Consider the following 12,460-nt stretch of genomic DNA (forward strand, 5'->3'; position numbering starts at 1 on the left):
TTGCATTGATTCATCTATGTGCATGGTTCAATTTATCTTTATAGGATGAAATTCATAAAAACATTTTTTTTATCTACTATTATTTTTATGGTTGCAACTATTGCAGCAAAAAATATTATGCTTACAAATGAGAATACTTTTGAAGGTTATGATAAGGCCTGGGCTTCCGTTGAAAAACTAGATGAAAAGGGATTACCCCAATCTGCTTATGATAAAGTAAAAGATATTCTTGATTTTGCAAAAGAAGAAAATAATCAGGTGCAAATAATTAAAGCAACTATTTATTCCTGCAAATACATTTCTACTTTAGAAGAAGATGGTGACATAAAAGCAATTGAATATCTTGAAAAAAATATTGTTTCAGAATCTGTTCCAGCAAAAAACATTATGCAATCCATGTTAGCGGAAATGTATCAGAATTATTATCAACAAAACTCATGGCGGTTTTATAACAGATCTGCAATGCAAACTGCCACGGATGATATTCGCACATGGGATCTAAGTACTCTAGTTTCAAAAACAAAAGAATTATATATACAATCGGTTTCGGATATTGATGTACTGCAAAAAGCATTGCTCATTCCTTATGAAGAACTATTAATTACGGGTGATAAAGAAAGTAAATTAATCCGACCAACATTATATGATCTTCTTGCTCATCGTGCATTCGATTATTTTGCAAATAACGAAACCTATTTAACACAACCCGCTTATGTATTTAAAATAGATAATCCCGAATATTTATCTGATAATAAAAACTTTGCTTCATTAAATATTTTATCTGCCGATTCCACTGCGGATAAATTATATGCGTTGCGTTTAATGCAGGAATTAATAACGTTTCATTTAAAAGATCCGGAACCTACAGCATTGATTCAGGCGGATATAAAACGATTGCAGTTTGTAAAACAAAATGCGGTGTTTGCATTTAAAGACAGCTTGTATTTAAACGCATTGCAAGCGGCAGAAAAAAAATATATTCAACATCCGGCTTCTGCGGATTACAGCTATGAAATAGCACAACAACTTTACGATCAAAGTGCTGCCTATAATCCGTTTTATAATATTGATGTGCAGATGGATGCTGCCAAAGCTTTAGAAGTTTGCGATAGTACAATTGCACATTATCCAAAAAGTACAGGAGGAATTAATTGCGCAGCTTTAAAACAAATAATTCTAGATAAAACAATTCAAATTACCACTGAAAAATATAATGTACCTGACTTACCATTTCGTGCATTGGTGGAATGGAAAAATGTACCTGTTGCGTATATGCATCTTATCAAATTATCGGAGAAAGAATTGGAATCTTTAAATGCAACAGATTATGATTCTAAAGCAAAATTTCTATCTAAAATAAAATCCTATAAACAATGGCAACAGAAGTTACCTCAAACAAACGATTATCAAAATCATTCTGCCGAAATAAAAGTGGATGCTTTAAAGAATGGAATTTATGTGTTGGTAGCAAGTTCGGAAAGCGACTTTGCAAATAATACGGCCGTAGTTTCTTATGGTGTTATAAATATTACAAACATCAGTTACATTACAAATGCCCTTCCCACCGGCGGTAATAATTTTTATGTATTGGATCGTATGGATGGCACTCCTTTAATTAATGCAGAGGCGCAAACATTTTATCAGATATATGATAATAAAAGCAAAAAATATATTTATACGCCGGGAATAAAATATTATTCCGATAACAAGGGTGCATTTTTTATTCCATCTGCAGAGGCTGAGAATAATTATTTAAAAATCGAAATAAATTATAAAGGCGATACTTTATACAATGAGCAATACTTTTATATTCAACGACCTGAAAATAAATCGATCAATAAATTTACAAGTACTTTTTTCTTTACTGACAGATCTATTTATCGGCCAGGTCAAACAATTTATTTCAAAGGAATAATGTTGGAGAATGCAGCAAACGGAAAATCAAAAAATGTTCTCAGCAATTATTCCACTGAACTTGGTTTTTATGATGTAAATAATCAACTGATAAGTAAGGTTACTTTAACTACAAATGAATACGGTTCATTCAGCGGTACTTTTTCTGCACCACAAGGAGGCATTACAGGTGAAATGTTTTTGCGCAATGAAAGTGGAATGCAAACCATAAGTGTAGAAGAATATAAACGTCCTACATTTTATGTGAAATCTGAAAAATTAAATGGGACATATACATTAGGAGATACAATTACTGTGAAAGGAACTGCAATGAATTATTCAGGTGCAGTAGTGGACAATGCTGCGGTGCGTTACAGAGTAATTCGCAAAGCAAGGTTTCCTTATCCAATGCCTTATTATTATAAATCTATTTATCCCCGACAAGCAGATTTAGAAATAACAAATGGATTTACAACTACAAACAGTTCTGGTGTTTTTGAAATTTCTTTTGCAGCATTAGCGGATAAAGAAATAAATAAAAAACTCAAACCTGAATTCATGTATGAAGTGATTGCAGAAGTAACTGATATTTCTGGTGAAACACGTACAAGTACTACCACAGTTGTTGCAGGTTATATTGGCATTAAAGCAGACATGGAATTACCTGAAACAGCAAGTAAAGATTCTTCTTTTGCAGTTAAAATAACTACAACAAATCTGAATGATACCGAAGTTTCTGCAACAGGAACTGTTACCATTTATCCATTAACAGCTCCTGATAAATTATACAGAAATCGTTTGTGGTCACAGCCGGATTTATTTACAATGACGAAGAAAGAATATGTTGCATTATTTCCAATTGATTTATATGCAGATGAAAACAATATGCAGAAATGGGTTTTCGGAGAAAGTGTTCAACGAGCGGATTTCAATACATCGCAAAATTCAGAAGTTATTTTAAATCCACAACTATGGAATGCGGGTGCATATAAAATAGTATTGGTTACAAAAGATGATAAAGGCAATGAGATTAAAGTTGAGAAATACATGCGTATAACCGATAAAAAAAATACAGATGTTATTAAGCAATATTTACGAAGCACTGATTCAGAATTTACAAGTCAACCGGGAAATAAAATAAATATTCATTTGAATAGCGATGTGTCTGATGCAAGAATTTTATTTGTAGTAAGCAGACCTGATACTCCGGTTTCTTACAACTGGTACACACTTAAAAATAAGATTAATGAATTTACTATTCCTGTTTATGAAAATGATTTTGGTGGAATAGATATCACGGCATACATGGTGAACGACAATCGGATTCATCAAATTAGTTGGCGGATAAATGTTCCATGGAATGAAAAACAATTATCGGTAACTCTTGAAACACATCGCAATTTATTAGAGCCCGGAGAAAATGAAACATGGAAAATAAAAGTGGCGGGACCGAAAGGTGATGCAGTTGCTGCAGAAATTCTTGCTTCTATGTATGATAAATCATTAGATGCTTTTAAAGGAAACAATTGGAATTTTATTAGTTGGCCAATTAATTATAACTCCCCACGCATCTCGGATAATAATATGTTTATCATAGTGCAAGGAATGCAGATAGATAATAATCGCAATGAATATCCAACTTTTAAATATTATAATTTCGATCAGCTTAATTGGTTTGGATACAATATGTATTATTATGGCCGAAATTATGATGGTGTGGCTTTAGAAGAAGTGATGGTGGTAAATGATGGTGGTAATAGAAAAAATAAAAAGTCGGATAAAAATGCAGCTCCTCCGGCAGAATCATCCGATGATATGGAGTCTTTTGATTCAATACAAAATACTGAAGAAGAAACCACTGATAATTTTAATCAATTAGATAATGTACCACTCAGAAAAAACTTTAATGAAACGGCCTTCTTTTATCCGCATTTAGAAACAGATTCCAATGGTGTTGCCGTGTTTAGTTTCACTATGCCGGAAGCTTTAACCGAATGGAAATTTACTGCACTGGCACATACAACGGATTTGTTAAGCGGCTTTGCTTACAGCAGTGTAATCACACAAAAAGAATTAATGATTACACCCAACATGCCTCGCTTTTTCAGAAGAGGTGATACTATAATTATTGCAGCAAAAATTCAAAACTTATCTGATACATTACAAACCGGAATTGCGCAATTAGAATTATTTAATGCATTGAATATGCAAAATGTAGATTCTGCATTTATAAATACAAACAAGCAAGTAACATTTAGTGTGTTGCCAAAACAAAGTGTTGCCGTGAGTTGGCAATTGAATATACCTGCAGAGATTCAAGCGGTGCAATATCAATTAAAAGCAAGTGCAGAAAAATTTACTGATGGTGAACAAAATGTATTGCCTGTATTAAGTAATACCATGTTAGTTACGGAGTCAATGCCGCTTTGGGTGAGAGCAGGAAAAACAACAGATTTTGTATTTACCAAATTATTAAATGCATCATCATCTTCCACATTACAACATCAGAGTTTAACATTGGAATATACTTCCAATCCCGTTTGGTCGGCAGTGCAATCATTACCCTATTTAATGGAATATCCTTATGAATGTGCGGAGCAGGTTTTTAGCCGCTATTATGCAAATAGTATTGCAACGCATATCACACAATCCAAACCGGAAATAAAAAATGTATTTGATCAATGGAATGCAGCACCAAATAGTTTGACTTCCAATCTCGAAAAAAATCAAGAATTAAAATCATTATTGCTTGAAGAAACACCTTGGGTATTACAGGCAAAAGATGAAACAGAACGCAAGAAAAGAATTGCCATATTGTTTGATGCGAATAAGATGCAAATGGAATTGCAAACTGCTATGCTGAAGCTTCAGAAAATGCAATCGCCAAGTGGTGCATGGCCATGGTTTAATGGTATGCCCGATAGCAGATATATAACTCAACATATCGTAAATGGAATAGGTCATTTAAAAAAATTGCAAGTGGTAACACAATCTGATATAGCGATTAATAGCATGACCACTTCTGCTATAAATTTTCTGGATGATGCAATGCTGAAAGATTATACGGATCTCGCAAAATATAAAACGGATAAAAAAACATATCATCCATCCACTTTAATAATCCATTATTTATATGGCCGTAGTTTTTATTCGGATATGCCGTTTCCTGCAGATAATTATTCTGAAGCAAAAACCTATTTTATTGGTCAGCTAAAAAAATATTGGTTGGACCATGATTTATATTCCAAAGGATTAATTGCACTTACATTATATAGAGCAGGTGAAATTGAAACAGCAACAGATATAGTAGCATCATTAAAAGAATTTGCAATTGAAAAAGAAGATATGGGAATGTATTGGAAAAATAATACTCCCGGCTATTTCTGGTATCAATCGCCTATTGAAACTCAAGCACTGATGATTGAAGTATTTAATGAAATCACTATGGATAAACCTGCAGTGGAAGAATTAAAAATCTGGTTATTGCGCAATAAGCAAACTAACGATTGGAAAACAACGAAGGCAACTGCTGAAGCATGTTATGCATTGTTGCTTACTGGAAATGATTTACTTGCGAGTACTGAACTTGCAGAGATTACTATTGGTGGATTAAAAATAAAACCGGATAATATTGAAGCAGGAACAGGATATTTTAATAATACCTGGAGTGGAAATGCAATAGCAGAAAATATGGCAAACGTTTCTGTTACAGGTACGCAATCCGGATTTTCTTATGGTGCTGTTTACTGGCAATATTTCGAACAATTAGATAAGATAACTCCGGCGGAAACTCCATTGAAATTGCACAAAGAATTATTTAAACAAGTGAATACTGCAACGGGTGTTCAACTGCAAGCGATTACATATAATACACCATTAGAAATTGGTGACCTTGTGCAAATAAGAATTGAATTGCGTTCCGACAGAGACATGGAATATATTCATCTGAAAGATATGCGGGCTGCATGCTTCGAACCGGTGAATGTATTGAGTAGTTATAAATGGCAGGATGGTTTAGGATATTATGAAAGCACAAGAGATGCTTCTACAAATTTCTTTATTGAGCGATTGCCCACAGGAACCTATGTATTTGAATACAGTTTACGTGTTTCTCAAAAAGGTAAATTCAGTAATGGCATCACAAGTATTCAATGTATGTATGCACCGGAATTTAGTGCGCATTCAGAAGGTATCAGAGTAACGGTAAGGTAAAAAAATGCGTTTGTACAATGGATTCCATGTATAAATGGAGAGTAATATAGTCTATCATTGTTGTGTGGTGTAATTTTGAATTGAACAAAACATTAACTTTACCTTCTCAATAAATACGTATAATGCAAAAATTAAAAATAGCAGCAGCACTAATCGTCATTGTAATGTTTGCAATTTCTTGTTCTCCGGAAATTAAATTGCAGAATACACTTACAAAAGATGGAGGCCGTTGGAACATAGATGAACTCAAAGTAAATACAACAGTTCAACTTGATCCTCCGGTGTATTCTGAAGAAAAGATTTCCAATCAAGGTGAGTTATTATTTTATGAATCAGGAACCGGAATTTGGATTGGTTTAGACACAACATTGAATGTGGATGTAGCTCAATATTTTGAATATGAAAATACAAGTAATACAATTTTAATCAATTTTGAAAATAGCTTGGAGCAAGAATATAATGTTGAGCAAACTAATAAAGACAAACAAATCTGGACGAGAGAAGAATCTATCGTGGATCCGATAACCAGTGTTACTATTATTATTAACACTCAAATTACTATTTCAAGAGTAAACGAAATAAAAAATAAATAAAATTTATAGCTATGAAACTGTTCAATCGAATAGCAATTCTGCCGGTAATTATTCTTCTGCTTGCGTCATGTTCCAAACAATCGCAATTAGAGAATAACTTGACTCGCCAATGCGGCAGATGGAATATTGATAATTATAAGCTCACCATTGCAACTACTGGATTACCAACAGAAACTTTGGAATATGGCGATTGCGGGTATATGTATTTTTTCGAAAATCTGGATGGCCAATGGATTGATTTAAAAGAGCCGGATGTAACTTATTTCACCGAGTTTAACTGGAGCATTACCGATGAAAATAAACTTTTAATTGAATACAACAATGAAGATTTTCTTTTTGATTTTACTGTAAATGAAAAAGATCGTCAGGTAATTCTTAATCAGGAAGTGATTCAGTTAAATGATACCACATTTGTTACTACAAGTATTGAATACGAATTATTACGTATAGAATAATTGAAAAACATATTTATCAAAAGCCCGGTTAATCATCGGGCTTTTTTTTTATTGCTTACTCATACTTTCTGATAAGTGTAAATTTCTTTCTTTGCTTTGTTACTATGCCATCCAGATTAAAAAATTCTGCATACAAAAAATAAATTCCCATTGGTGCCCGTCGGCCATCATCATACACTCCATCCCATGTAACAAAACCTTTTCTTGCTAATGTTTCATTATTTAAAATTGTAGCAAGCGGTCTGCCTGCATCATCAAATATTCTGATGTTGGCAACAAATCCTTCTGCCTGTGTTTGATAAGTTATCATCAACAAATCCTGATAGCCATCGCCATCCGGACTAAATACGGAGTATTCTATGTGCAATAAATTATCTGCAATAACTGCGGCATTATAATTTGAATTTTGATAACCCGGTGTTCCATAGCCGATAAGCTCTGCTGCCGAATGCCAGTTGTTTGCATCTTGAGTTGGTGAAGAAAATGATACTCGCTCTAATGCAACACCATCATCATCTTCCAACAATTCAAATTGCCATTCATCGGAATATTCTAATCTATCAATATTCACAAAAGTTTTTGTTTGAATTAATACCACACCCGCATCATCCGGATAGTTAGGCATTCCAGTTATTGCTATAAAATTGCTGATATCATTTCTATTGTATTGTTGCGCAACATTGGAAATATCTTCTGTAAGCAATACATAAGTGCCCGGGAAAAATAAACGACCGCTTACACTCACATTCGCAAATTCAGAAATCATAGAAGTATCATCCATATTTAATTCAATAATATATAAATCCGAAAGGTCGAGAATTTTTTTACTGTTATTATAGAGTTCAACATAATCATAACCACCTGTTGCCGGATTAAATAACACTTCATTTATTACAATATCACCCGGAAAAGTTTCTTCAGAAATACCAAACTGAATTGTATTGCCCAACATAATGATATTACCTGAACAATCGCTGATATCTGATACAGTTAAAGTATAAAGTATACTGCTGCTTATTGGAGTTGATAATAATAGTGTAACAGAATTTATTATACTTCCTTCCACAATTATCGCTATTGGATTTCCAATACCGTTATCAATGGTAAACACTGTTGTACTTAACGTTGAACTCAATATCTCTTCATCAAAATACACGATAATCGTATCGTTAGATTGCGGATAAACACTTAACAACATAGGAGAAACATTATCCGGATTTAATGCTGCTACTGAATTCTTTTTCCCCGGAGTTCCTCCTGATAAATCATTACTTGCAATCCAATTATTTATTCCTTGACAAGGATTAAATACATCAATCATTTCTAAAGAATAACCGCCATTTTCTTTGATAGTATTTTGATACCATGTAGCCGTAAATTGCACATTGTGCATTACAATTCCTTCAGAACTAAATAGTGTAAGATTATCACCTTCATTATTTAATGAGGGGAAATTATTTACACCAATCACTAATCCGTATGCAGAAAATAAAGCTGCATTTGCATCATCAGTAACAATTATAAAACTATCCGTAGGAAGTATAATTTCAGGAAATGCATCTGATATTTCTGTAGCATCTGTTAGAAACCAATCTAGCAAAGAAATATCAAATGGTGTAGTATTATACAACTCAATATATTCTGCTTCCGGCAATCCAATTACCGGTGATGGATCAGCAAAAATTTCATTGAATACCACATCAAATAAATTATTGGTGATATACAAGAATTCCATCGTTTGCAAACTCATACTATTTCCTGCTTCATCGGCTATATTATCTACACTTAAATGCAAAAGTATTTCTTGTGGAAATTCATCTGCAAATGTGAGTAATACTTTAGCCGGGTTCGAAAAATCACGAGCTGCATTTAATGGATTGCCAACACCCGCATCTACAGAATAATTGGTAATTGTTTCTGCACTTATTAATTCAACAGTTTCATTAAATAATAACTCCAATGATTCAGGTGAAATAACAGACACACTTTGAAGAACGGGCGCATCATAATCTGCGAAAATTGGTCCTGCAATAAAATCATCAAAATAAAAAGATTGACAGCGTGTGCTGGTATAATTGCAAACAACGCCTAAAAATGCGCCGCCATTTATTGCATCATCAATAGCAGTTCCTTCCAATACATAATCAGTTCCACCACTTACATCTACATATAAATTCCATTCCGCAGAATTTGTACGTATTACTTTAATTCCCAGGTGGGGCGAAACCGCAGCATTGCCATCAATACCTCTTAAAACCAAAGTACTTGTAGTACCTTCTTGTTTATAAATTTCAACTGCATCTGTAGAACCACTTTCACCGCCAATGCGCACATAATAACCGTTGAGTGCGCCATTTAAATCAGCACTATTACTTTGCAAATACACCTTGGCATAATTGGATGAAGAGGGATCAAAAGAACATTGTACATTAAATGTCCAAGTAACAGAATCCAAAGAAGTAAAAACAGCAGATAAATAATTGGATCCACCACTTGCACAATCTCCATTCAATTGCAAATTAAATTCAGGATTAATTATAAAATTATCGGTGTTGCCATCCCAAACAATGGAGGTAGAAAAATCACCATCAGCGAAATCATCAACAAAATCCTGCGCTTCAACAATACATTGCTGAAGTAGAAAAATACTTATAAGTAAAAATGTCCTTTTCATTGGAAGTAGAAAATTACAAATTGCATTTTAAAATAAACAGTATTTTTTTACTCTATTAAAGGAAGACGAAGTAAAACTTAACTTTGAAAAAAACTCAAACATGAAAATAGCGGTAGTCGGCGCCACCGGTCTTGTAGGTCAAATGATGCGCAGGATATTAGTAGAAAGAAATTTTCCTGTTACACAATTAATTCCTGTTGCTACGGAACGCTCCATAGGTAAAACAATAAAATTTCAAAATCAAAATATTGAAGTAGTTGGTATGGAACAGGCGATAGCTATGCACCCTGATATTGCATTATTTTCTGCCGGGGGTGAAACCTCTTTGCAATGGGCACCGGAATTTGAAAAAATTGGCTGTTGGGTAATTGATAATTCATCGGCATGGCGCATGCATCCGGAATGTGCTTTGGTGGTTCCGGAAATTAATCCGCATCATCTGGAAGGCAAAAGAAAAATTATTGCAAATCCAAATTGTTCTACAATACAAATGGTTTTGGCATTGCATAAAGTGCATACTGCTTTTAAAATAAAACGCATTGTGGTTTCTACGTATCAATCGGTATCAGGTTCGGGTGCAAAAGGAATTATGCAACTACATACAGAGCGAACTTCAAATTGCAGAACCACAGAAAATCCTGCATATGCTTTTCGTATTGATATGAATGTAATTCCCCAAGTGGATGTGTTTTTAGATAACGGCTATTCGAAAGAAGAAATGAAAATGCATAATGAAACACAAAAAATTTATGGTGATGATTCTATTAAGATTTCTGCCACTACGGTGCGTGTTCCTGTTTCCGGCGGACATAGCGAAAGTGCAAATGTGGAATGTGAATTACCTTTTTCTATTGAACAAATTACGCAGTTAATACATGATACTGAAGGTGTGATTATAGAAGATGATTTGCAACAACCACTCTATCCGATGCCGATATATGCAGAAGGAAAAGATGATGTTTTTGTGGGAAGAATACGCATGGATTATTCTCAACCCAATACTTTTAATTGCTGGATAGTTGCCGATAACCTGCGTAAAGGTGCTGCAACTAATGCAGTGCAAATTGCAGAATTATTAATGAAGAAATATAAGTTATCCTGATTGCACACACACTAAATAAGAACTAAGCTTTATTTTCGTTTTGTCAGCATAACATGAAATTCTTGCATCACATCAGAAAATATTTTATAATCTTAATAGGATTAATTGCCTTTCTAATTGCTTGCATAATAAGTCTGAGTATCTGGATGAATTATTCAGTACGCCATCAATTATTTTCTGAAACAAATGCTATTCCTCAAACATATACAGCGCTTGTATTAGGCACATCCCATAAGGTAATTGGCGGTAATGAAAATCTGTATTTTAAATATCGTATTGAAGCGGCTGCGCAATTATATCATGCAGGTACAGTAACTAAAATTTTATTGAGTGGCGATAATGGTACTATGCAATATAATGAGCCACGTGAAATGCGAAAAGCACTTATAAAATTAAATGTGCCCGACTCATGTATAGTACTTGATTATGCGGGATTCAGAACGTTCGATAGTGTAGTGCGATCCAAAGAAGTCTTTGGTCAGGATTCAATTATTATAGTTAGTCAAATGTTTCATTTGCAAAGAGCATTATTTATTGCAAACAGAAAAAATTTAGTTGCTTATGGATATATCGCTGTGGATCCCGGACAAAGTGTAAAAACACATTTGCGTGAATATCCTGCAAGAGTAAGTGCATTTATTGATTGTTATATATTACAGACCAAACCAAAATATTTGGGAGAGAAAATAAATATTTAACCTATTTTAAAAAAGTATTTAATCATTGTTATTCAAATAAACAAACGAGCACACAAATAATGTATGCCGTTTTTTTTATCTAAAACATACTTTATTTAACCCATCCTGTAAATGCATAAGAAATATCTTTTTGACCTTCTTTTGTCCAATGTTCTGTTCCATTTACTTCTCCACCTCTGATACTTCCTACAAAATGCATTTTCCCTTCCTTTTCGCTGAGGGTAGTACTTTCAAATTTTATTTTATCTCCATCAATCCACGCCGAATATGGTGATGGTTTAAAACCCCATTCATAGCAAGCAGGACTTTCAAGCATCCCGTTATTAAATGTTATAATTTCTTCTTTTTCTCCAGTGCCGTCATCATATTTTATAAGAATAGAATTACCATTGAGCTGTGCGGATTCTTGAGGTAATTGTTCGCCTGAAATAAATTCATAATTAATATCGGCCTGACCTTCTTTACTCCAGATAAAGGTGCCTTCTATTTTACCTCCCTGTACTGTTCCTATAAACGTCATTTTACCTTCATTCGGACTTAGCAAGGTAGATTCAAAAGTTGTAAGGTCATCCTTGGTTTTTGCAGTATAACTTCCTTCAGTAAATCCCCAACGACCACATTCCTTATTCATGAATTTTCCATCCATGAATTGCGCATGTTCTATTCCTGCAGTAACAGGTTTATTTTTTTCCATCGTAACAATAGTAAAATTTTTACCCTCTAATTGTTCTGCCTTGGATTGTGAGCAAGAATACAGAGGTAAAAAAATCAGCGAAGAAATTAGAATTACCAGTGAGATAATGCGGAAATTTTTTTTTGACTTTCTCATAGTT

7 protein-coding genes are annotated in these 12,460 nt (G+C 33.7%); 5 read left to right on the plus strand and 2 right to left on the minus strand.

Annotated features, from left to right (window positions below; translation table 11 throughout):
• Window positions 1-45: 45 nt before the first annotated feature.
• From IPN31_14525 to IPN31_14535, 3 genes are all read left to right on the plus strand, one after another.
• Entirely contained in the window at window positions 46-6,105 is a 6,060-nt protein-coding gene (locus tag IPN31_14525) for a hypothetical protein (GenBank protein ID MBK8683092.1), read from the plus strand.
• A gap of 122 nt (window positions 6,106-6,227) precedes the next feature.
• Window positions 6,228-6,698, plus strand: a complete 471-nt coding sequence (locus IPN31_14530; protein ID MBK8683093.1) for a hypothetical protein — start codon at window positions 6,228-6,230, stop codon at window positions 6,696-6,698.
• Window positions 6,699-6,709: 11 nt separating this feature from the next.
• Entirely contained in the window at window positions 6,710-7,153 is a 444-nt protein-coding gene (locus tag IPN31_14535) for a hypothetical protein (GenBank protein MBK8683094.1), read from the plus strand.
• A gap of 55 nt (window positions 7,154-7,208) precedes the next feature.
• Here the strand turns inward: IPN31_14535 and IPN31_14540 are convergent, their stop codons facing one another.
• Window positions 7,209-9,827 carry a lamin tail domain-containing protein gene (locus tag IPN31_14540; protein MBK8683095.1) on the minus strand — a complete coding sequence of 873 codons (2,619 nt, stop codon included), beginning with the start codon at window positions 9,825-9,827 and terminating at the stop codon, window positions 7,209-7,211.
• Between the two features lie 100 nt (window positions 9,828-9,927).
• Here IPN31_14540 and IPN31_14545 point away from each other — a divergent pair, with 100 nt between their 5' ends.
• Complete coding sequence (locus IPN31_14545) at window positions 9,928-10,929, plus strand: aspartate-semialdehyde dehydrogenase (GenBank protein ID MBK8683096.1); 1,002 nt, start codon at window positions 9,928-9,930, stop codon at window positions 10,927-10,929.
• A gap of 146 nt (window positions 10,930-11,075) precedes the next feature.
• Window positions 11,076-11,627: a YdcF family protein gene (locus tag IPN31_14550; GenBank protein ID MBK8683097.1), complete on the plus strand. Its 552-nt coding sequence runs from the start codon at window positions 11,076-11,078 to the stop codon at window positions 11,625-11,627.
• 91 nt (window positions 11,628-11,718) lie between these two features.
• Here IPN31_14550 and IPN31_14555 read toward each other — a convergent pair whose 3' ends face one another.
• Entirely contained in the window at window positions 11,719-12,456 is a 738-nt protein-coding gene (locus IPN31_14555; protein ID MBK8683098.1) for a hypothetical protein, read from the minus strand.
• Window positions 12,457-12,460: the final 4 nt, after the last annotated feature.

The sequence above is a fragment of the Bacteroidota bacterium genome (genome assembly GCA_016715425.1).
In the GTDB taxonomy this organism is placed as follows: domain Bacteria; phylum Bacteroidota; class Bacteroidia; order Chitinophagales; family BACL12; genus JADKAC01.

Coding starts and splice junctions, on each gene's coding strand:
- IPN31_14525 (MBK8683092.1), top strand. CDS start 46: ATGAAATTCATAAAAACATTTTTTTTATCTACTATTATTTTTATGGTT.
- IPN31_14530 (MBK8683093.1), top strand. CDS start 6,228: ATGCAAAAATTAAAAATAGCAGCAGCACTAATCGTCATTGTAATGTTT.
- IPN31_14535 (MBK8683094.1), top strand. CDS start 6,710: ATGAAACTGTTCAATCGAATAGCAATTCTGCCGGTAATTATTCTTCTG.
- IPN31_14540 (MBK8683095.1), bottom strand. CDS start 9,827: ATGAAAAGGACATTTTTACTTATAAGTATTTTTCTACTTCAGCAATGT.
- IPN31_14545 (MBK8683096.1), top strand. CDS start 9,928: ATGAAAATAGCGGTAGTCGGCGCCACCGGTCTTGTAGGTCAAATGATG.
- IPN31_14550 (MBK8683097.1), top strand. CDS start 11,076: ATGAATTATTCAGTACGCCATCAATTATTTTCTGAAACAAATGCTATT.
- IPN31_14555 (MBK8683098.1), bottom strand. CDS start 12,456: ATGAGAAAGTCAAAAAAAAATTTCCGCATTATCTCACTGGTAATTCTA.